The organism is Shewanella sp. SNU WT4 (assembly GCF_006494715.1).
Taxonomy (GTDB): Bacteria; Pseudomonadota; Gammaproteobacteria; order Enterobacterales; family Shewanellaceae; genus Shewanella.
In genome coordinates, this window is record NZ_CP041151.1 from 2,558,378 (window position 1) to 2,579,770 (window position 21,393).

The following is a 21,393-nucleotide window of genomic DNA, read 5'->3' on the forward strand; positions in this document are numbered from 1 at the left end:
TAAGTTGACTAGTTATGAATCCAACACTTGTACTCGCTACCAACCTTGAACCTCACTTTCATTCAGCATTGTCTGAAAAGAGTAAACTCTCAGATATTTTACTCGGCCAAACTCGATTAGTGTCGACCTTTACCTTAGCCAGCCAATTAGAGCAGCAGTACTTGTACATTGCCGATTACGTGGGTATGGACAGACAGGCGGTGTTTCAGGCCATAGCCCACCAAAACAAGCAAGAATTTGAGTATCTCCACGGTAATATTCGCCGTAGCCATTTGTTTGGCAAAAACAAACAACAACCAGGGCTATTGAACTCAGATAAGCTAGTGTTTATTTGCGCTGAAAGTTTATTGCGGTTTGAAAATTTATGGCATGGCTTAATTCAAGCACTGATCAACCATAAGATTGACTATAACAACGGCGAACAAGATCAAGTTAACTGTCAGTTAGTGCTGATAGGTAATAGCCAACTATTTGCTGAGTTAACCTATCACGACCCTAAGTTCACTCAATTATTCCCGTTATTGGCTGAATCTAATTCAGAGCTTGATCTCAATCAGCATAATGCCGCGGATTATTGCCGATTCTTGCAAGCCCTCGCCGCGCGTAAAAAGCTGACGTTGCAAGCATCAGCGCTGCAACCATTACTTAAGTATTCGTCGCGTCAATGTGAACACCAAGATAGATTAAGTCTTAATATGGTGCAGTTCTCGCAATTAATGCTGCAAGCAAGCGTATTGGCACAAGCCACAGAGTTAGATGCTGCTGCCATTAATCAAGCTTTGGCCGAGCTGCACTTTCGTCATAATTCTTCTGAGCAATATTCAGCCCAAAATTTTGATGATGCTTTCATAGTGTTAGAAACCGATGGTGAAGTTGTTGGCCAGATTAATGGCCTGACAGTTATCGATAGCCCAGATTTTAGCTATGGCGAACCCGCCAGAATTACTGCATCAGTTCATTATGGTGATGGTGAAGTCGCCGATATTGAGCGTAAATCAGAGCTTGGCGGCAACATTCACGCTAAGGGTATGATGATCCTATCGGCTTGTCTTTATCGCGTATTTGGCCGTGACGCCCCGCTCCACCTCAACGCTAACATAGTGTTTGAACAATCTTATCAAGAGATTGATGGTGATAGCGCTTCCTTGGCTGAATATTGCGCGCTGATGTCCGCCATTGCAGAGCGTCCTATCATCCAAAGCATTGCTGTTACTGGCGCGCTCGATCAAATGGGTAATGTTCAAGCTATTGGGGGCGTTAACGAGAAAATCGAAGGTTTCTTTAACCTCTGTAACAGTCGTCAACTGACTGGCCGTCAAGGGGTTATGATCCCTAAAGCCAATGTGTGTCAGTTAAATTTAAAGCCTGAAGTGATTGATGCCATTAAACAAGGTCAGTTTCAGCTCTATCAAGTTGAACATATTGACCAAGCTGTAGAAATATTAATGGACATGCCTGCAGGCGTTGCCGATGAGGATGACAACTACCCAGATGAAACCCTCTATGGCCTAGTGCAGCAACGTTTGGACAAATTAGCAGGCCATGACGATGACCCGCTGACTTGGCGTGAAAAGTTCAAATTGTTGTTTGCTAGTCGCAACGATTGATCTGATCGGAGTTGTTTAGCGTACACGTGTTAGCTAATCTGGGCGCAACAATTATAGGAGTACCCATTTCAATGACTAACGCTAGCAGTTTCAGCAAACAACAACTTATCGCCTGCGGCTATGGTGACATTTTTGGTGCAGATGCCCCACGTCTGCCCATAGACAACATGTTGATGATCGACAGAGTTATCAAGATCAATGCCGATGGCGGTGAATTTGGCAAAGGCGAACTGATTGCTGAACTTGATATCAACCCTGATCTGTGGTTTTTTGGTTGTCATTTTAATGGCGACCCTGTCATGCCTGGCTGCCTAGGTTTAGATGCCATGTGGCAACTGGTTGGTTTCTTCCTCGCATGGGAAGGCGCTAAAGGCAAAGGTAGAGCCCTTGGCGTAGGCGAAGTCAAATTTACTGGTCAAGTATTACCTACTGCTAAAAAAGTCACCTACAAGCTTACCATTAAGCGTAAGGTGTATCGTAAGCTGATTATGGGCATTGCTGATGCGACTATGGAAGTGGATGGTCGTGAAATTTACAGTGCCACTGACTTAAAAGTGGGTGTGTTTAGCGATACTTCGCAGTTTTAATCGCGTTAAAAGAATCATCCATCTACAGCGTAAAAAAAAGCCCTCGTCGAGAGGGCTGGTAAGCTTACTTCACAAGTAGACCATTATGTCGGTCTTCAATCCCTTCCCGCCAGCCACCAAGCCATTGGGACTTTGAATCAAGATTCGCGTAAGGACAGTTTTCTTTTGAACGTCCACCAACTCCAGCCTGAAAACCTTTTGAAAAAGCTCTGTCCAATCGATCTCTTTTTTGTCTTTTCATGTAAGCGTCCTCGGTTCCATATACAGACGAAGCATGCGCTTCACTAGTATGAATAGAACTTTTTTTAGACGAGATCAATCGCAAAATTTGGGTATTTTAGCCGCGAAATATTAAGGTATTGAGATCATTGCCTAAAAAAAATCGACGCTAGGCGTCGATTTTTGATACAAACTGTCAATTGTGATTTATTTAAGCTTCATTTAAGCGTTATTTAAAGCAGAGTTAAATCTGCCTTAAGCTCAATGTACGGCTTTAGCTTAGCTAAATTTACGACGTAACCACAGAAGTGGCAGTAATGCCAATGCCCAAATCATAGCACCACCTTTGCGCTCATACGGTACATCCGTGCCATTATCATCAACTTCGGTACAAGCTACACCGCCAGCCGCTGGAGTTAATACTACCGAGCGCGGTAAATAAGAGGTCACAGGCTCGCCATAACCGTTAAGTTCGAATAATGGACCGTTAGTTCCTAGTACAGGGTCGCCTTTAGCATCCAGTTTGTACTTAGGCTTACGCACAAACACTGTGCCAACGATAACGCCATCATCATTAATACTCACAGCATCCACTAATTTGAAATCAGCGCTATAACTCAGCTCTTTACCATTACCATCCTTAACCACAATCGGATGACGAGCCCACTTACCATCAGTCTGGCTATAACCTTTAGACTCACAGGTTAACTGCTTATTGAGGTTAACAAACTCGCCTTTGCCGTCATTGCCATTCATATCAAAATAAAAAGCTTCTTTCGGCCGTGGTAACTCTTTTTCATAAGTGGTTTCAATATAACCAACCACTATGCCGTTATTGTTAATACTCTTTGGCTTACTCGATAAATCAGAAGTAAACGGACGGAAATCATTCGGGATAACAATAGTGTTTGTTGTACTGTCATCAGTAGCAGTAGTATCGAAATAAAAGAACTTATCGCGAACATAACCTTCAATGTAGCTCTTAAAACTACCCACCAAAATACCCTTATCATTGATATCTGTGGCAATCGAGTTAAATACGTCATTGTCACGCACTGGCACCCGATGATGCACGTACTTACCAGTATCTAGAGTCCAGTAAGCAGCGTCATTTCTCAGGTTTTTAGTATCACCATAGCGATATGTATGTGAGCGCCCAACCACAGTTCCTTCACTATTAATACCAAGGCCTTGGGCGGTAAAAATAGTATTAGTGTCAGTTGTTTCTAAGCCTAAAGGTAATATAAGCGCATCACCTGCAACAGCAGAGCGTTCGGCATTTAATTGCCATACGGCTGCACGCAACTGATATTGAATACCACTTTGACCATTAAGATCTGGAAATTGGTATTGCTGAATACAAACTTCTTTTGGCATAGTGGTGCTTGTACTAGTCAAGCATAAATCTAAATTATCAGAAGTAGCTTTATTAATGCCGGTACTGGCAAAACCTGCCACTAATCCTGAGTTATTGACAGCGGCACCTATTGATAACCCGCCCAGTTCAGCAGTTTTACCATCTTTTACATACTGGGTATAAGGCGGTAATAGTGGCACTTCTGCGCCTGCGGCATTAACAGCTACACCGCGCTCTTCATATGCGCGGTAATACCATAGCTTTTGGGTCGTTGAATCACCGACATACGGCTTAGTCTCTTGCTTTGCTGACATACTGCCGACTTTGACACCGTCATCAGCAATCGCAAATAACGACACATCCACTGAATTATCTGGTGCAGGTGCATTTTCATTGTCAGTTGTTGCTGTCTGGCCATTAATCTTTAAAAAAATGGGTGTCCAAGGCGCTGGGCTCGAGTTACTTTCGGCCTTGAAGCTGAAGTTGTTAGCTAAGATTGGCTCCAAAATGGAGTAACGAATTTGCTCTGATGGAGCAATGCCGTTGTCTTCATCAAGAATGCCGCCATCTTCGATGTCGCCATCACTGAGTTTTTTACGCCCCTGTGATAAACCCACCATTTGCAGAATACCATCAACTGACGCAACACCAGTGCCATAACCGTTACGAGTACCAGTTAAGCTACCATCAATGTCAGGAGATCCATCCGGCTTATAGATGATGTTCTGGATTTCGTATACCGGCGCCGCATTCACACTGGCAATTGTGCTTAATACGGCAATCGCTACTCCAGATAATGCAACTTCCAACTTCAACTTCATGTTTTTATTATCCTGTCGTTATTGTGATTTTACTTCATCGACTCCAGCGCTTCCCAACGCTCAAAGCAAATCTCAAGTTGTTGTTCTTGTTCAGTCAAACGCGCAAGTGTGTCATTAACGACATCCTGAGCTTGATTGTAGAAATTGGCTTCGCTAATTTGCTGTTGCAATTGCTCAATCTTAATTTCCAACGCTTCCATTAACTTAGGCAGTTCATCCAATTCGCGTTGAAGTTTGTAAGATAACTTCTTAGCGGGCGCCGCCGCTTTCACGGGTTCTGCTGCGGTAGGTTTGGTTTCGATTACATTTTCTGTTTTTAATTCCGAAACTTTTGCACTTGAGTCTTCGCTATCGCGATAAAAGCTCGCGCCTTGTTCAACGGCATCTTGGTAACCACCCACAAACTCCGCCCAACGACCGTTACCGGCATACCACCAACTACTGGTCACTGTATTGTCGATAAAGGATCTGTCATGACTGACGATTATCAAGGTTCCCTGATAATCAGTTAACATCGACTCTAACAGCTCAAGTGTCTCAATATCTAGATCATTGGTTGGTTCGTCAAGTACGATTAAGTTAGCAGGGCGTAATAATAACCTCGCTAATAATAAGCGGTTTTTCTCGCCACCCGACAAAGCTTTCACTGGCGTACGAGCACGCATTGGTGAAAACAAGAAGTCTTGCAGGTAACTAAGAATATGGCGGTCTTGGCCATTGACGGTAACCATTTGCTTACCTTCACCGACGTTTTCTTCAACGGTTTTCTCTGGATCTAAGGCTTCGCGATACTGGTCGAAATACGCAACTTGTAGCTTAGTACCACACTTAAGTTCGCCCGATTGTGGCTCTAACTGTTCCAACAATAACTTAATTAAGGTCGACTTACCGCAACCATTCGGGCCAATCAAAGCAATACGGTCGCCACGCATGACAGTCGTGCTAAAGTTATTAACCAAGTTTTTGTCCGGCAGGTTGTAGCATAATGATTTAACATCAAACACCAGCTTACCGCTGCGATCATTATCAGACACCGCCATATTGACGCCGCCTTGACGATTAATCCGCTCTAAACGCTCAGTGCGTAACGCTTTTAAGGCGCGCACGCGGCCTTCATTGCGGGTACGACGCGCTTTAACCCCTTGACGGATCCACACTTCTTCATCAGCTAACTTCTTATCAAAGTTGGCATTATGCTCAGCTTCAACCCGCAGCCATTCAGCCTTACCGTCTAAATAAGTTTGGTAATTGCCAGGCCATGAAGTCACAACACCGCGGTCTAAGTCAACGATGCGTGTCGCCATCCGCGAAATAAAGCCGCGATCGTGCGAGATAAATACAATGGCGCCTTTAAAGCCAAGTAAGAATTGCTCTAACCATTCAATGGTATCAATATCTAAATGGTTAGTTGGCTCATCGAGTAACAGTAAATCTGGCTCACTGATCAAGGCGCGGGCTAACGCCACTTTACGCTGCCAGCCGCCGGACAATTCCGACAGCGCTGTGTCTGGGTCTATGCCTAAACGTTTGCAGTGACTATCAATTCGACTGTCTAACTGCCAACCGTTTAAATGGTCAAGCTGCTCTTGTAAACGCTCCATTTGCTTAAGCATTTTTTCCATTTCATCGGCATCAACTGAACCAATGCGATGTGAAATATCATGATACTGCTCAAGTACCTTACCGACTTCTTCTAAGCCATCAGCGATATAACTATATACAGAGCCTTGCTCTTGCTTCGGCGGATCTTGCTGCAAGCGGCTAACTTTTACATCATTAGCTATGTTGAACTCGCCTTCATCCAGCAATAAATCACCGCACAGCACTTTTAATAATGTCGACTTACCGGCGCCATTACGACCCACAATACACACGCGTTCACCCGGCTCAATAGTAAATTCAGCCGCTTTCAATAATGGGGTGTAACCGTAGGCTAACGAGCCTCTATTAATACGAACCAGACTCACACTACTCTCCTACAAAGGCGACGACAGCCGCCAAATCAAATGGCCACGATAATTCTTGTGAACTATCACGGCGAGCCAACACTGGAATACTGATGCCATAACGCGCCACTAATGCTTCATCATCGCAAATATCTTGCAACTCAGCTTTTATGTTGGCGCTGGCTAATAAGGCTGCTGCTTGCTCACACAAGTGACAGCCATCAGTGTGATATAAAATCCACTCAGGCATGAGTGATTAACCAGACATTGTGAATTTGGGCGTTACGCTTATAGTCCATAGGCAATAAGGCTTCATCCATGTTAGTTGCGACTAAACCAATTTTGGTTAAGGTCTCAATATCTAACTTAAACTTACGCTTATTGTTTGAGAATATAATCTCGCCGCCTGGACGCAGTAACTTCTTAAGATCAGCCAATACATTGACATGATCGCGCTGCACATCCCAAGAATCTTCCATACGCTTAGAGTTTGAGAAGGTTGGCGGATCAATAAAGATCAAGTCATAGCTCTGTTGGCAGTCTTTAACCCACTGCAAACAATCAGCTTGCTCGAAATTATACTGACGACCCATCAAGCCATTGAGCACAAAGTTATCTTTAGCCCAATTTAAGTAAGTGTTAGACATATCGACAGTAGTGACCGACTTGGCGCCGCCCTTACCCGCATGCACTGACGCCGAACCTGTATAGGCGAACAAGTTAAGCACATCGCGATCTTTAGCTTTTTGCCCCACTAAACGACGGGTCAATCTATGATCCAGGAACAAACCAGTATCAAGATAATCCGTCAAGTTCAGCTTGAACTTACAGCCATATTCAGTGGTGATTAATTCGAGCTTATCTTTATTAAGATTCAGCTTTTGATACTGACTCACACCCTTTTGACGCTCACGGGTCTTAATGATGATTTTGTCGGTATTCACGCCAGAGGCCATCGGCAGTGCTAACAGCATGTCTGTCATGCGGCGCTTAGTGATGTTTTCTGGAATATTGGCAGGTGCGCTATATTCTTGCACGACTACATAATCAAGGTATCTATCAATGGCAGCATTGTATTCAGGAATGTCAGCATCATAAATTCGATAGCTATCAATACCCTCTTTCTTAGCCCACTTTTCTAACGCTTTAATATTCTTCTTTAAGCGGTTTGCAAAAGGCAGAGCGACAGTGCTGATATCAATACCATCAAGGCTCACCACTTCACGGCGAGTACTATTAGCATGCAAGGTATATAAGTTAAATACACACTCGAGCGCGCCGTTAAACATCTTCATCTGTTTATCAGCTTTAAGCTTCATCGATGATACAAGTTCAACATCGCTACATAACATGGCAACTTTCCAGCCACCAAAATCACGTTTAAACTTATCACCCAACTGATAATACAGTTGCAGTAAGCCCGACATATTGCCTAATCGCTCACCATAAGGCGGGTTAGTGACAACATAACCAGTCTCTGCCGTTGGCATTACGGTTAAAGCATCGGCACGGTTAAATTCGATTAAATGTGACACACCCGCGTGCTCAGCATTGCGCTTAGCCAAAGCCACCACGTGACCATCAATGTCAGAACCCGTGAATTGAATTTTACACGCAGTTAAGCCCGCGCTAGCGCGCTGCTCTGCTTCGTCCTTCACTAACTGCCATGCAGCAGGACGATGGGCACGCCAATGTTCAAAACCAAAACGGGTACGATTAATCGCAGGAGCTACATCAGCAGCCATTAACGCCGCTTCAATCAGTACAGTACCGCTACCACAGAATGGGTCCATTAAGGTCTGCTGATCATGCGCCCAACCACTGCGATGTAACATATGTACCGCTAAATTTTCTTTCAACGGCGCTTCACCAGTGCGGTCACGATAACCACGTTGATGCATAGCAGGGCCAGAGAAGTTCAAACCTATGGTAATTTGATTGTTGCGGTAATGCGCATCGAGGCGGATATCAGCGTCAGTGCGGCTAACATCAGGGCGACGATCGCAATCTTCACGGAAACGGTCAACCACGGCATCTTTAATCTTTAAGGCGCCGAACTGAGTGTTATTAATGAAACCACCCGTGCCATGGAAATCGATACTAAAGGTACGGCGATAATCAAAATGGCTCGGCCAGTCAATACAATAGGCAGCATCATAGAGTTGTTGCGCTGTCTCACATGGACCTTTATAGATGATCAAGACTAAGCGACTGGCCAAACGGCTCCACATCACAATTTGATAGGCTTGTTCAATGGAAGCAGAGAAATAACAACCCGCGACACTCTCTCTAACTTCAACAGCACCTAATGATGTTAATTCGCCCGCTAAGGCATACTCAAAGCCCTTTGGGGCTGCGGCAAAAAATGAATACATGTAATACGCTACGACGCTACCAAAATAAACGCGCATTATACATGGTCATGGCTATAAATGATAAACCTTGCTGCATCCTAACTCGCTTTTTCTTCTATATAGACAGTACAACTACCGTTACATGGCAAAGACACAAGGTTTAATCGTGATGTTGAGCCTAATAGATGTCGTGCGGCAACTCGTTGACTCATAATGCTAACCTCGTAAAAACATCCAACATGCGGTTAAATTACGCGCATCGCCTGATATAACAACAAATCGTTTAGTGAGTAGGCAGGTAAACCCAACTTAATGGAATAGTCCTTGCATTAGATAGGATGCATCGCTATAGTTCGCCTCGTTCTGAAGCAGCAGCGAAATTAACCAGTTACTTACTGCTAAATACGTTGTGTTTAAGAGCAACAATCGGACGCGGGATGGAGCAGCATGGTAGCTCGTCGGGCTCATAACCCGAAGGTCGTAGGTTCAAATCCTGCTCCCGCAACCACTTCCTTATGATGAAGTAAAACTGATAAACAATCGGACGCGGGATGGAGCAGCATGGTAGCTCGTCGGGCTCATAACCCGAAGGTCGTAGGTTCAAATCCTGCTCCCGCAACCACTTCCTTATGATGAAGTAAAACTGATAAACAATCGGACGCGGGATGGAGCAGCATGGTAGCTCGTCGGGCTCATAACCCGAAGGTCGTAGGTTCAAATCCTGCTCCCGCAACCACTTCCTTATTAAGAAGCAAAACTGATAATACAATCGGACGCGGGATGGAGCAGCATGGTAGCTCGTCGGGCTCATAACCCGAAGGTCGTAGGTTCAAATCCTGCTCCCGCAACCATTTCCTTATTAAGAAGCAAAACTGATAATACAATCGGACGCGGGATGGAGCAGCATGGTAGCTCGTCGGGCTCATAACCCGAAGGTCGTAGGTTCAAATCCTGCTCCCGCAACCATTTCCTTATTAAGAAGCAAAACTGATAATACAATCGGACGCGGGATGGAGCAGCATGGTAGCTCGTCGGGCTCATAACCCGAAGGTCGTAGGTTCAAATCCTGCTCCCGCAACCACTTCCTTATTAAGAAGCAAAATTAATAATACAATCGGACGCGGGATGGAGCAGCATGGTAGCTCGTCGGGCTCATAACCCGAAGGTCGTAGGTTCAAATCCTGCTCCCGCAACCACTTCCTTATTAAGAAGCAAAGCTAATAATACAATCGGACGCGGGATGGAGCAGCATGGTAGCTCGTCGGGCTCATAACCCGAAGGTCGTAGGTTCAAATCCTGCTCCCGCAACCACTTCCTTATTAAGAAGCAAAACTAATAATACAATCGGACGCGGGATGGAGCAGCATGGTAGCTCGTCGGGCTCATAACCCGAAGGTCGTAGGTTCAAATCCTGCTCCCGCAACCACTTCCTTATTAAGAAGCAAAACTAATAATACAATCGGACGCGGGATGGAGCAGCATGGTAGCTCGTCGGGCTCATAACCCGAAGGTCGTAGGTTCAAATCCTGCTCCCGCAACCACTTCTTTACTGAAGTAAAACTTACCTTAATACCCTCTTAATCTGCTATTTTTTACCCCTCAATGTTACCTTCTGAATATCTCTCGTTAGTCACAATCATTTTTTGAATTATCCCCTACTCTTTTGCCATGATTTTCCATCGCAGTTTAATCACTTTTTACTCATCTCATTCATTGGCATATTAATCAGCATCATCTTAGCGCTTAATTCTTGATAACGGCTCAACCGAATTAAGGGCAGGACATCGAAATGTTTTACCCCTGGAGTTAATCAAGCTCGCGATCAACCTAGCCCTTGCATTTGGATGATGCCCCCTACTCGTCACAGTAACACTCTCATTAACCGGCAAACGAGAACGGCGGACTAACCTCATTGCAGTAACATCGAATTAATCGTGATATCCCATCATCACCGCCATAAAAAAACCGCCCTCTGGCGGTTTTTAAACGTAACGCATGAAGCGCTCTTTAATGATTTAATACTTAGCTGCGACCCCAAGGATTATTATCATTGCTACCACTGCTAACGTTATCGCTACTACGGCGATCGTCGCTATGGCTAGAACGTTTAGTATCACCATTACTCGAGCGACTTCTGTCTGCACCTCGAGCATTCGAACGTGGCGCACCCGCACCTGAACGATGAGATTGATTCGCACCGCGACCAGGGTAGGCCTTGTTGCGGCCATTAGCTTGATAATCTTCCTCAGCCTTAGCCTGCATCTCAGCAATCATCTCGAAGGTTAATGGCAATGCTGGCTTTGGGATCACGCCATCAACAAAACCACGCTCACGCGGCTTTAACACATATTGCGCAGCCGACGGTCTTGGCATACGTCTAAAGCGATATAGATAGAAATTTTCTAGCTTTTCACGCGCCCATTCTGTTTTCTTTAAAAACTTAACGCTACTCTCAATGCTAGGGTTGGCTTTAAAACATTGCAGTTTCACCGCGGCGTAGAGAATTGGCCAGCCATAAAAATCTACCACTTCAGTCAATAATACCTCTAACTTGAGGCCGTGCAGCGGATTGTTTTGTTGTTGTTCGATCATCAAAGTGTCCAAAAAAGTAATATCAACTCAGTCACTCATTAGGAGTTACCGCAGTTATTATGGCGTATCATAGCAAATACTAAAGCTCCTTGCCCATTTAAGCTTGCCACAAAATGCCTGTCTGCTTACATTATCCGCCCAGATTCTGTATACTTCTGCGCTTTGCATTTATCCACCTTGCATGTCTTCGCTGGAAGTTCGCTTTCGCATACCTGCCTTATACCTGAGAATATTGTCTTGATATCAACCGCTAACATTACTATGCAGTTCGGCGCTGAGCCGCTTTTTGAAAACATTTCCGCCAAATTCGGTCATGGCAACCGTTATGGTTTAATCGGCGCCAATGGTTGCGGTAAATCCACTTTCATGAAAATTCTTAGCGGTGCACTTGCTCCAAGTTCAGGCAATGTGTCGGTTACACCTGGGCTTAAAGTCGGTACCTTGAGCCAAGATCAATTCGCCTTTGAACAATACTCTGTGATTGATGCCGTGATCATGGGCGATGCTGAGTTATGGAAGGTCAAACAAGAGCGTGAGCGCATTTACGCTAAAGCCGACATGACCGAAGAAGATGGCATGGAAGTGGCTGAACTTGAAGTACGCTTTGCTGAAATGGACGGTTATAGCGCTGAATCACGTGCAGGTGAAATCCTACTTGAGGCAGGTATTGCTGAAGAATTGCATTTTGGTTTAATGCAGCAAGTCGCTCCTGGTTGGAAACTGAGAGTCCTGCTGGCTCAAGCCCTGTTTGCTAATCCTGATATTTTGTTACTCGATGAACCGACTAACAACTTGGATATTCACACCATTTCATGGTTAGCGGCAGAACTGAACAAGCGTAAGTGCACCATGATCATCATTTCCCATGATCGCCACTTCCTCAATTCTGTTTGTACTCATATGGCTGATATCGACTACGGCGAGCTGCGTATTTATCCGGGTAACTACGAGTATTTCTTAGCGCAATCAAGCTTATTGCGTGAGCAATTACTGGCGGGCAATGCCAAAAAGAGCGCTGAAATTGATGAATTACAAGACTTCGTCAACCGTTTCGGTGCTAATGCTTCTAAAGCTAAGCAAGCGAGTTCGCGCGCTAAGCGCATGGACAAAATTAAGCTGGATGAAGTTAAATCGTCTAGCCGCGTGACTCCATCACTGCGTTTTGATGAATCAAAGAAAATGCATCGCCAAGCCTTAGTGCTGGAAGATCTTAGTCATGGTTTTGATAATGAAATGCTGTTTACTGGCGGCGATCTTATTCTAGAAGCCGGTGCCAAACTTGCCATCATAGGTGAAAACGGCGTGGGTAAAACTACCCTATTACGCTGTTTAATGAACGAATTAACTCACAATGCTGGCATTATCAAGTGGTCGGAAAATGCCGCTATCGGTTATTGCCCACAAGATAGCAGCCTAGATTTTGATAATGACTTGAGTTTATTCGACTGGATGAGCCAATGGCGCACTCCTAAGCATAATGATTTAATGGTGCGCGGCATGTTAGGTCGTCTGTTATTTACTGAAGATGATGCTAACAAGAAAGCCAAAAACTGTTCAGGTGGTGAGAAAAACCGTCTGTTATTTGGCAAGTTAATGATGATGGACATTAACGTTCTCATCATGGATGAACCAACAAACCACATGGACATGGAAGCTATCGAAGCCTTAAACCAAGCGTTGAAAGTCTTTGAAGGCACCTTAATTTTCGTGAGCCATGACCGTGAATTCGTATCATCACTGGCGACACGCATTATCGATATCAAAGATAAGCAGTTAATTAACTTCCAAGGCACCTTTGACGAATATATGGCAAGCCAAGCAGCCCTTGCCTGTGTTTAAACCTAAGTGTTAATGGCTTAAGTAAACCTATGATTGGCGAGTCATACCTCGCCAATCATAATAATGACGCTGATTGACATTGAGTAATGAGTGCCACTACTTGATTATAATCAGCACTATTGAGTGCCTCGGTTGGCTTTAATGGCGATGAGGTAAATGGTGTAACCTTTTCAACGCCTTGCATTATAGACATTGGCTCAAACATGGGCATCAGCGACCTAAGAATGTCATAGACAGGCACAGTTTCTAATATCTGCCAATCCCAATGAACTACTTTACTATCCTCGCTTAAGCCATGATTAAAGGTATCTTCAAGATCAGCGCTAATCTCATTTCGAATATCAATAAAGCGTAATTGGGTAAGCTCTGGGTACCAAGTCAATAATTCATCACAGAATTGATTCATTAACGCTTCTGCGCACAAAACCTCACTCAAGCTCCCCGAACAAAACTGTAAATTAATCACCGTGGCGTCATTGCCGCGCGCCACAAAATAACAATGAAATTCGCCATCAGGATGCAGCAGCTGATATTTAATCGCGACGAATTGTGGATATGTCTGCATGCAAGAGACTGAAGATGCCAGCGCTGCCCGAACCTCTTGCCAACTTAAGAATGAAATCATGTATTTATATTCCAACAATGCACGAACTGAAAGTTCATAGTAACCATAAATTCAACACTTAACTCAACAACCAATTCAACAGCAATCGCGAGTTAATTAGCATGATGTCAGTCAATACGCATAAAACACCACAACCAGCCGAAGCTGGTTGTGGTGTTTATAACTGATTGGGTCGTCAAGCTTACTGACTAAATACAGCTAAGCATGCTTAATACAAAAGCATGAGCCAAAATTATCAGCCGTTAAGCTCAGCAAAACACTCAGCAATAATCCCAAGGCCTCGCTGTAAATCACAATCGCTGACCGTTAACGGCACTAAAATACGCAATACGTTGCCATAAGTACCACATGACAGCAAAATCAATCCTTTAGCGCGGGCGCTAGCGATGATTTTGGCGCAATATTCTGGCTTGGGCTGACCTTGCTCAATCAGTTCTAGCGCCACCATAGCCCCTAAACCGCGGACATCGGCAATCATAGGATATTGGGGCTTTAGGGCGCTTAAGCTGTGCTTGATTTGCTGACCAACCGCATTGGCGCGGCTCAGTAAATCTTCCTCGTCAAAGGTTTCCATCACAGCCAAGGCCGCAGCGCAGGCTAATGGATTGCCACCATAAGTGCCACCAAGACCACCTGGGCCAATGGCATCCATGACTTCTTGTCTACCGGTAATACCCGCTAACGGAAAACCGCCAGCAATCGATTTAGCAAAAGTGGTAATATCGGCGGCCACGCCCATTTGTTCCATCGCAAAAAAGGTACCAGTACGTCCAGCGCCAGTCTGCACTTCATCGGCCACTAACATAATGCCTTCGCGATCACACAAGTCTCGCAGTGCGCGCATAAAGCTTGGGGACGCCGCATAAAAACCGCCCTCACCTTGGACTGGCTCAAGAATAATGGCGGCTATGTCACTTGGCTCAGCATCATTTTTAAAAATTCGCTCAATCGATGCCAATGCATCAGCATCACTCACCCCGTGCAGCGCACAAGGGTATTGCGCCCGAAACACGTTGGCTTGCATCAGCCCCATGCTCTTACTGTAAGGCGCCACCTTGCCAGTCAACGCTAATGTCGCCATAGTGCGCCCATGATAGCCAGAGGTAAAAGCAATCACACCCGCGCGCTTAGTGTAAGCGCGCGCGACTTTGATGGCATTTTCCACGGCTTCTGAGCCGCTGGTAAATAGCGCCGATTTCTTAGGGAAATCTCCCGGGACCTTACTATTCAATTTTTCACATACCGCAATATACGACTCATAACCCAGCACCATAAAACAGGTATGCGAAAAGTTATCCAGCTGAGCCTTAACCGCGGCGACAACCTTAGCGTGTAAATGGCCGGTATTAAGTACCGCTATGCCACCAGCAAAGTCCAGATACTCACGCCCTTCGACATCCCAAACTTTTGCATTAAGCGCTTTATCTACATAGATAGGGTGAATTTGGCCGACACCTCGGGCCACGGCCGCTTGACGTCTTGTCATTAATTCATTGTTAGTTGTCATGACTTTTTCCTTGTAAGCGGCTTAGATAGCTAAGCATAGATATTTCATTTCAAGATATTCTTCAATACCGTATTTCGAACCTTCGCGGCCAAGACCGGATGATTTAATCCCGCCAAATGGCGCCACTTCGGTAGAAATTAAGCCGGTATTAATGCCAACCATGCCGTACTCTAAGGCCTCTGCCACTCGTTGAACCCGGCTAATATCCCGACTATAAAAATACGCGGCTAAGCCAAACTCGGTGTCATTGGCCTGGTTAATCACATCAGCTTCATCATCAAATTTAAATAATGGCGCTAACGGGCCAAAGGTTTCTTCTTTGGCTACCAGCATATCGCGAGTTACCCCAGTGATTATGGTGGGCTCAAAGAAGGTGCCTTCTAATCTATGGCCACCGGTAACTAATCCTGCGCCTTTATCCAAGGCATCTTGCAAATGCTGCTGCACTTTTTTAACGGCGTTATCATCAATTAATGGACCTGTGGTGACTCCAGCATCCTTGCCGTTTCCAAGCTTTAGCTCAGCAACCGCATTGGCAAGTTTGGTGGCAAAGGCATCATAAACCTTAGCTTGCACATAAATCCGATTGGCGCACACGCAGGTTTGACCAGCATTGCGAAATTTAGAAATCATGGCGCCAGCAACCGCGGCATCGAGGTCGGCATCGTCAAACACGATAAAGGGCGCGTTACCCCCAAGTTCAAGGGATAATTTTTTGATGGTTGGCGCGCATTGCGCCATCAGCTTAATCCCCACCCCGGTTGAACCAGTAAAAGATAATTTACGAACCAAGGGATTAGCACAGAGTTCATCGCCTATGGCTCTAGCATCACCAGTTAATACGCTCACCACCCCCGCAGGTACGCCAGCTTCGTGAGCCAGTTGCGCTAAGGCAAAGGCACTAAATGGCGTCTGGTGCGCAGGCTTTATCACCATGGTGCAACCGGCGGCGAGCGCGGGCCCGACTTTACGAGTGATCATGGCGGCAGGAAAGTTCCACGGCGTAATTGCCGCGGTAACCCCAACAGGCTGCTTAATCACAGTAATGCGCTTATCAGCTTGATGGCCTGCGATAGTATCACCATAGATACGCTTGGCTTCTTCACTAAACCATTCAATAAAAGAGGCGGCGTAAGCAATTTCACCGCGCGCTTCACTCAAAGGTTTGCCTTGCTCAGCCGTCATTAGCTGCGCTAAATCTTCTTGATGAGCCATGATAAGCTCAAACCAACGCCGTAAAATGGCGCTACGCTCTTTCGCGGTTTTAGCTCGCCATGCAGGCAGCGCCGCATTGGCCGATTCAATCGCGGCGCGAGTTTCCCACAGGCCCATATTAGGCACAGTGCCAAGCACCTCGTTGGTGGCAGGGTTAGTCACGGTAATAGTGGCGCCAGTATCACTGTCACGCCATTGGCCATTGATATAACACTGCTGATGAAATAACGCTTGATGATTGAGCTTCATGTTCACTCCTAAATATTGGGTGTAAATTACACCCCTAATTTATCTCGTAAGCTGTAATACCATGCCCCTATGGCCGAAAACGGTACACGCAGTACATGGCCACCAGGGAATGGATAATGAGGAAGTTGCGCGAAGGCATCAAAACGGCTGGCATGTTGATTGATAACTTCACTTAATATTTTTCCTGCTAAATGGGTATAAGTGATGCCATGACCACTGCAGCCTTGGGAATAGTAAATATTGGTGCCAATACGGCCCATTTGCGGCAAACGCGATAAGGTCAACAGAAAATTACCTGTCCAGGCATAATCAATTTTCACCTTGGCTAACTCAGGGAAGGTTTTCAGCATTTTTGGCCGAATAATCGCTTCTATGTTGGCGGGATCGCGCGCGCCATACACCACCCCTCCACCATAAATTAGGCGGTTATCGGCTGATAAACGAAAATAATCCAACAGGTAGTTACAATCTTCAACGCAGTAATCTTGGGGTAACAGGCGCTTAGCTACATCACTATCTAAAGGTTCTGTGGTAATGACCTGTGTGCCACACGGCATAGATTTAGCCTGTAACTCTGGCAGTAAATTACTTAAGTAAGCGTTACCCGCCACCACCACAAATTTTGCCGTCACCTGACCACTTGCAGTGTTAACGACGGCAGGGTCACCTTGTTTAATATCAAGTACCGCCGAATCTTCATAAATCTGGCCGCCAAGCTTAAGTACGGCTTGCGCTTCCCCTAAAGCCAAGTTTAATGGATGAAAATGCCCTCCCGACTTATCAAGTAAACCGCCTTGATAAACATCAGTCGCCACCACTTTAGTAATGGCATCTTTATCCAGTAACTCTAACCAGCCCACATGGCCATGACGTTCCCACAAGGCTTTTTGCTGCTCTAAGTGATGCATTTGTTTAGTGTTTAACGCGGCAAACACGCCGCCGTCTTTAAGTGAGCAATTAATTTGATAGTCTTTGACTAAGCGGCGGATAATCCGCCCGCCTTCAAAAGCCATTTGTCCAAAAATACGTGCCTTATCTTTACCTAAGCTGCGCTCGAAACTATCAATATCGCGACTAAAACTATTCACAATTTGACCGCCATTTCGACCTGAGGCACCAAAGCCGATGCGTGCAGCTTCTAGCACCACCACGCTTAAGCCAGATTCGAGTAAATGAATGGCCGTCGATAATCCGGTATAACCCGCCCCAATAATGCAAACATCCGCTTGTATGCTTTCGCTTAAGCTTGGTTGTAATGTCACAGGATTAGCCGACGCGGCGTAATAAGATGAAGTATGTGCAAGTGCTGTCATGATACCTCTGTGCCCCAGTTTTATATGTATATTATTTTTAACACTGAGTTCACATTACACCTGAAAAAGGCTAAAAACTAGCCTACACACTAAAAAAAACGCCTTAATGTAAAATATCTTAAACATTAAGGCGTTTATCAAAACAGCGAGCCAAGAGCCTATAAGCGTACTCTAGGACTGATTCATTGATATGCAGACTTAGGGGTTCATTTTAAGTTTTTTATCGGCTCTGACCGCCATATACCAAGAAATGAAGGCAATTAACGCAACCACCAAAATAATCAAGGTAGCTAACGCATTGATTTTAGGTGAAACACCAAGACGCACCGACGAAAACACCACCATAGGCAAAGTCGTCGCCCCAGGGCCAGAGGTGAAACTTGCAATCACTAAGTCATCCAATGACAAGCTAAAGGACAACATCCACCCCGCCGTCAGTGCTGGCGCTATCATGGGCACAGTAATTTGCATAAAGGTCTTAAAGGGGCCGGCGCCTAAATCCATCGCCGCTTCTTCAATGGACATATCCAGCTCACGTAAGCGCGACGATACCACTACCGCCACATAAGCAGCGCAAAAGGTCGAATGGGCAAGCCAAATAGTCATGCGTCCACGCTCAAGCGGCCAACCGATAAGATCGGCCATATGCACAAATAGCAGCATTAGCGACAAACCCGTAATGACTTCAGGCATAACCAAGGGTGCAGTTATCATATTGGACAAGGTTAATTTGGTCCAAGAACGACGATAACGAGTCATCACAAACGCTGCCATAGTGCCAATAATCACTGCCATCGAAGCGCTATAGAAGGCAATTTGGAGACTGACCCATACGGCATCCAAGATTTGCTTATCTTTAAATAACTCGAAATACCATTTAGTTGAAAATCCGCCCCACACAGTTACTAGCTTAGAATCGTTAAATGAGTAGATGATAAGAATTAGCATGGGCGCGTATAAAAATATCAAACCCAGTACCAGCATAATGGTAGAAAAGCTCAATTTTTTCATCAATTTTGCTCCAGGGATTTAGACTGATAACGATGGAACAAGGTGATAGGAATAATCAAGAGTAACAGCATCACTATGGCGAGCGATGACGCCACTGGCCAGTCACGGTTATTGAAGAATTCTTGCCACAACACCTTACCTATCATTAAGGAATCTGGACCCCCTAATAATTCTGGAATAACAAACTCACCGACCGAGGGAATAAATACCAACATTGAACCCGCTATCACCCCACCTTTGGATAAAGGCAAAGTAATTTTCCAAAAGGTATTAATTGAGCGCGAGCCAAGATCTGACGCGGCCTCCAGTAAACTCATATCAAGCTTCACTAAAGTCGCGTACAGCGGCAAGATCATAAAGGGTAAATAGGCATAAATAATGCCGATATAGACGGCGATATTGGTATTAAGAATTTGCAGCGGCTCGTTAATCACGCCAAGCCACAATAAGAAACTATTAATAACACCTGTATTACTCAATAAGCCCATCCAGGCATAAACCCGGATAAGAAACGAGGTCCATGAAGGTAGCATCACCAGCAGTAATAATACGGTTTGCATTTTTGCTGGCGCCCGCGCTATGGCATAGGCCATAGGGTAACCTAATAGTAAGCAGCCAATGGTGGCAATAGACGCCATTTTTAAGGAGTTAATATACGAGATGTAATACATGGAATCGTCGAGCAACAGCAAGTAATTACTAAAGTTCAGTACGACCTGCAATACATCATCATTAATATAAAAACTGGGTTCATACGGCGGGATCGAAATGGCGGCCGTCGATAAACTGATTTTAAAAACGATGGCAAATGGCAGTGCAAAAAAGAGCAGCAACCACACATAGGGCAAGCCTAAGGTAAAATAACGCCCTTTAAAAAAGCGAGATAACTTCTTCATGAGCGTAACACCACGCCACTGGTGTCCTCCCAGCTGATATACACCTCATCATCCCAAGTGGGATTATCTGAGCGCCGCTCACGGTTAGTCATACTGCATTGTACGATTTGACGATTAGCAAGCTTGATATAAAACACAGATATACCGCCAAGATAGGCAATATCATGCACCACCCCTTTGGCCCAGTTATATTGGCCTTGCGGCTGCTCACGGGTAATTAAGGTTTTCTCTGGGCGAATAGCCAACCACACGTGTTTGTCATTAACGCTAGTGGATACCCCATAACCCACATAAAACTGGCAATTGAGCAGACTCGAATCAATCACTACGTGGTCGACCTCATCCACACTAATATCGCCTTCAAATAAATTCACTGAACCAATAAATTCAGCAATCATGCGACTGTTTGGACTTTCATAGATATCCATAGGGGAGCCAATTTGGGCAATCCAACCATCGGACATCACAGCGATGCGCTCTGCCATGGTCATAGCTTCTTCTTGATCATGAGTCACCATCACGCAGGTCACACCCACTCGCTCAAGAATTTCGACCACTTCCAATTGCATCTGGGTGCGCAGTTTTTTATCCAGCGCCCCCATAGGTTCATCAAGTAATAATAATTTGGGCCGTTTTGCCAAAGAGCGCGCTAATGCCACCCGCTGGCGCTGCCCGCCCGATAACTGATTAGGTTTACGCTTGGCATATTTTTCCATATGCACAAGTTTGAGCATTTCTAACACCCGCTCATCAATTTCTTTTTGTGGCAATTTATCTTGCTTGAGGCCAAAGGCAATGTTTTGCGCCACCGTCATATGCGGAAATAACGCATATGACTGAAACATCATATTGATAGGACGCTCATAGGGAGGTAAATCGGTAATATCTTGACCATCTAGATAGATGCGGCCAGCACTGGGTTTTTCAAAACCTGCCAGCATGCGTAATAAGGTCGACTTGCCTGAACCTGAACCGCCTAATAATGCGAAAATTTCACGTTTATTGATGGTCAAGGACACATCGTCAACGGCCCTGACATCATCGAATAACTTACTGACCCGATCTATTTTTAGTAACACCTCGGCATTCGCCTTAGGTTTCGTCGGTTGGTCTGTAGTAGTTGCCATTTATATTCTCCGCACACTGAGTATCGCAATAATGCTGCTAAGGTCAGTAAAATGAATCAGTGAAAAACCTGTTGGTTTCAAACAAAGTGCTTAAGTACTTAACTGTTTGCCTAACGATGTGGGCAGCA

The 21,393-nt window shown here is 45.1% G+C and carries 16 protein-coding genes and 10 tRNA genes; 13 read left to right on the forward strand and 13 right to left on the reverse strand.

Translation table 11 applies throughout. The features are described from left to right. Nucleotides 1–14 precede the first annotated feature (14 nt). A complete protein-coding gene (locus FJQ87_RS11460; protein ID WP_140932743.1) occupies nt 15–1,607 on the forward strand; it encodes a S16 family serine protease in 1,593 nt (530 codons plus the stop codon). Nucleotides 1,608–1,678: 71 nt separating this feature from the next. Continuing rightward, complete coding sequence (fabA, locus tag FJQ87_RS11465) at nt 1,679–2,194, forward strand: bifunctional 3-hydroxydecanoyl-ACP dehydratase/trans-2-decenoyl-ACP isomerase (RefSeq protein ID WP_140932744.1); 516 nt, start codon at nt 1,679–1,681, stop codon at nt 2,192–2,194. Nucleotides 2,195–2,258: 64 nt separating this feature from the next. Here fabA and rmf read toward each other — a convergent pair whose 3' ends face one another. The 5 genes from rmf to rlmKL all read right to left on the reverse strand — a co-directional run bounded on the left by rmf (nt 2,259) and on the right by rlmKL (nt 8,912). Beyond that, a complete protein-coding gene (rmf, locus tag FJQ87_RS11470; RefSeq protein WP_140932745.1) occupies nt 2,259–2,435 on the reverse strand; it encodes a ribosome modulation factor in 177 nt (58 codons plus the stop codon). 257 nt (nt 2,436–2,692) lie between these two features. Beyond that, nucleotides 2,693–4,591 (reverse strand): DUF3466 family protein, encoded by a 1,899-nt coding sequence (locus FJQ87_RS11475; protein ID WP_140932746.1) that lies wholly within the window; start codon nt 4,589–4,591, stop codon nt 2,693–2,695. 29 nt (nt 4,592–4,620) lie between these two features. Next, nucleotides 4,621–6,558 (reverse strand): ABC transporter ATP-binding protein, encoded by a 1,938-nt coding sequence (locus tag FJQ87_RS11480; protein WP_140932747.1) that lies wholly within the window; start codon nt 6,556–6,558, stop codon nt 4,621–4,623. Nucleotide 6,559: 1 nt separating this feature from the next. After that, nucleotides 6,560–6,787, reverse strand: coding sequence for a glutaredoxin family protein (locus FJQ87_RS11485; protein ID WP_140932748.1), 228 nt, complete (start codon nt 6,785–6,787; stop codon nt 6,560–6,562). Beyond that, entirely contained in the window at nt 6,780–8,912 is a 2,133-nt protein-coding gene (gene rlmKL, locus FJQ87_RS11490) for a bifunctional 23S rRNA (guanine(2069)-N(7))-methyltransferase RlmK/23S rRNA (guanine(2445)-N(2))-methyltransferase RlmL (RefSeq protein WP_140932749.1), read from the reverse strand. Before rlmKL ends, FJQ87_RS11485 begins: the two co-directional genes overlap by 8 nt. Before the next feature lie 410 nt (nt 8,913–9,322). Between rlmKL and FJQ87_RS11495 the strand changes: the two genes are divergently transcribed. The 10 genes from FJQ87_RS11495 to FJQ87_RS11540 all read left to right on the forward strand — a co-directional run bounded on the left by FJQ87_RS11495 (nt 9,323) and on the right by FJQ87_RS11540 (nt 10,432). Next, a tRNA-Met gene (locus FJQ87_RS11495) sits at nt 9,323–9,399 on the forward strand. Between the two features lie 37 nt (nt 9,400–9,436). Further along, nucleotides 9,437–9,513: transfer RNA gene (locus tag FJQ87_RS11500), tRNA-Met, on the forward strand. A 37-nt stretch (nt 9,514–9,550) separates the two neighbouring features. Continuing rightward, a tRNA-Met gene (locus FJQ87_RS11505) sits at nt 9,551–9,627 on the forward strand. A gap of 38 nt (nt 9,628–9,665) precedes the next feature. Next, nucleotides 9,666–9,742 (forward strand) — tRNA-Met (locus FJQ87_RS11510). 38 nt (nt 9,743–9,780) lie between these two features. Continuing rightward, nucleotides 9,781–9,857 (forward strand) — tRNA-Met (locus FJQ87_RS11515). Nucleotides 9,858–9,895: 38 nt separating this feature from the next. Continuing rightward, a tRNA-Met gene (locus tag FJQ87_RS11520) sits at nt 9,896–9,972 on the forward strand. Between the two features lie 38 nt (nt 9,973–10,010). After that, nucleotides 10,011–10,087 (forward strand) — tRNA-Met (locus FJQ87_RS11525). A 38-nt stretch (nt 10,088–10,125) separates the two neighbouring features. Continuing rightward, a tRNA-Met gene (locus FJQ87_RS11530) sits at nt 10,126–10,202 on the forward strand. 38 nt (nt 10,203–10,240) lie between these two features. After that, a tRNA-Met gene (locus tag FJQ87_RS11535) sits at nt 10,241–10,317 on the forward strand. 38 nt (nt 10,318–10,355) lie between these two features. After that, nucleotides 10,356–10,432, forward strand: a tRNA-Met gene (locus tag FJQ87_RS11540). A 481-nt stretch (nt 10,433–10,913) separates the two neighbouring features. Here FJQ87_RS11540 and FJQ87_RS11545 read toward each other — a convergent pair. Further along, on the reverse strand, nt 10,914–11,483 hold the full coding sequence (locus tag FJQ87_RS11545; protein ID WP_140932750.1) for a VF530 family DNA-binding protein: 570 nt from the start codon (nt 11,481–11,483) through the stop codon (nt 10,914–10,916). A 237-nt stretch (nt 11,484–11,720) separates the two neighbouring features. Here FJQ87_RS11545 and FJQ87_RS11550 point away from each other — a divergent pair, with 237 nt between their 5' ends. Further along, complete coding sequence (locus tag FJQ87_RS11550) at nt 11,721–13,322, forward strand: ABC-F family ATPase (RefSeq protein WP_140932751.1); 1,602 nt, start codon at nt 11,721–11,723, stop codon at nt 13,320–13,322. Nucleotides 13,323–13,377: 55 nt separating this feature from the next. On the opposite strand, the gene FJQ87_RS11555 is transcribed toward FJQ87_RS11550, so the two are convergent. From FJQ87_RS11555 to potA, 7 genes are all read right to left on the reverse strand, one after another. Beyond that, complete coding sequence (locus tag FJQ87_RS11555; RefSeq protein WP_168195183.1) at nt 13,378–13,947, reverse strand: hypothetical protein; 570 nt, start codon at nt 13,945–13,947, stop codon at nt 13,378–13,380. A 235-nt stretch (nt 13,948–14,182) separates the two neighbouring features. Next, the gene (gene gabT, locus FJQ87_RS11560) at nt 14,183–15,454 is read right to left on the reverse strand and encodes a 4-aminobutyrate--2-oxoglutarate transaminase (protein ID WP_140932753.1); all 1,272 of its coding nucleotides are present in this window, start codon (nt 15,452–15,454) and stop codon (nt 14,183–14,185) included. 21 nt (nt 15,455–15,475) lie between these two features. Then, entirely contained in the window at nt 15,476–16,918 is a 1,443-nt protein-coding gene (gene gabD, locus FJQ87_RS11565) for an NADP-dependent succinate-semialdehyde dehydrogenase (protein ID WP_140932754.1), read from the reverse strand. A gap of 26 nt (nt 16,919–16,944) precedes the next feature. Then, nucleotides 16,945–18,231: an FAD-binding oxidoreductase gene (locus FJQ87_RS11570; RefSeq protein ID WP_140932755.1), complete on the reverse strand. Its 1,287-nt coding sequence runs from the start codon at nt 18,229–18,231 to the stop codon at nt 16,945–16,947. A 198-nt stretch (nt 18,232–18,429) separates the two neighbouring features. Beyond that, on the reverse strand, nt 18,430–19,242 hold the full coding sequence (locus FJQ87_RS11575; protein ID WP_140932756.1) for an ABC transporter permease subunit: 813 nt from the start codon (nt 19,240–19,242) through the stop codon (nt 18,430–18,432). Then, nucleotides 19,242–20,138 (reverse strand): ABC transporter permease subunit, encoded by an 897-nt coding sequence (locus FJQ87_RS11580; RefSeq protein ID WP_140932757.1) that lies wholly within the window; start codon nt 20,136–20,138, stop codon nt 19,242–19,244. The genes FJQ87_RS11575 and FJQ87_RS11580 overlap by 1 nt, the downstream gene beginning before the upstream one ends. Further along, nucleotides 20,135–21,265 carry a polyamine ABC transporter ATP-binding protein gene (potA, locus tag FJQ87_RS11585; protein WP_140932758.1) on the reverse strand — a complete coding sequence of 377 codons (1,131 nt, stop codon included), beginning with the start codon at nt 21,263–21,265 and terminating at the stop codon, nt 20,135–20,137. Before potA ends, FJQ87_RS11580 begins: the two co-directional genes overlap by 4 nt. Nucleotides 21,266–21,393: the final 128 nt, after the last annotated feature.

Coding starts and splice junctions, on each gene's coding strand:
- FJQ87_RS11575 (WP_140932756.1), bottom strand. CDS start 19,242: ATGAAAAAATTGAGCTTTTCTACCATTATGCTGGTACTGGGTTTGATA.
- FJQ87_RS11485 (WP_140932748.1), bottom strand. CDS start 6,787: ATGCCTGAGTGGATTTTATATCACACTGATGGCTGTCACTTGTGTGAG.
- potA (WP_140932758.1), bottom strand. CDS start 21,265: ATGGCAACTACTACAGACCAACCGACGAAACCTAAGGCGAATGCCGAG.
- FJQ87_RS11545 (WP_140932750.1), bottom strand. CDS start 11,483: ATGATCGAACAACAACAAAACAATCCGCTGCACGGCCTCAAGTTAGAG.
- FJQ87_RS11460 (WP_140932743.1), top strand. CDS start 15: ATGAATCCAACACTTGTACTCGCTACCAACCTTGAACCTCACTTTCAT.
- gabD (WP_140932754.1), bottom strand. CDS start 16,918: ATGAAGCTCAATCATCAAGCGTTATTTCATCAGCAGTGTTATATCAAT.
- rmf (WP_140932745.1), bottom strand. CDS start 2,435: ATGAAAAGACAAAAAAGAGATCGATTGGACAGAGCTTTTTCAAAAGGT.
- rlmKL (WP_140932749.1), bottom strand. CDS start 8,912: ATGTATTCATTTTTTGCCGCAGCCCCAAAGGGCTTTGAGTATGCCTTA.
- FJQ87_RS11580 (WP_140932757.1), bottom strand. CDS start 20,138: ATGAAGAAGTTATCTCGCTTTTTTAAAGGGCGTTATTTTACCTTAGGC.
- FJQ87_RS11555 (WP_168195183.1), bottom strand. CDS start 13,947: ATGATTTCATTCTTAAGTTGGCAAGAGGTTCGGGCAGCGCTGGCATCT.
- gabT (WP_140932753.1), bottom strand. CDS start 15,454: ATGACAACTAACAATGAATTAATGACAAGACGTCAAGCGGCCGTGGCC.
- FJQ87_RS11570 (WP_140932755.1), bottom strand. CDS start 18,231: ATGACAGCACTTGCACATACTTCATCTTATTACGCCGCGTCGGCTAAT.
- fabA (WP_140932744.1), top strand. CDS start 1,679: ATGACTAACGCTAGCAGTTTCAGCAAACAACAACTTATCGCCTGCGGC.
- FJQ87_RS11475 (WP_140932746.1), bottom strand. CDS start 4,591: ATGAAGTTGAAGTTGGAAGTTGCATTATCTGGAGTAGCGATTGCCGTA.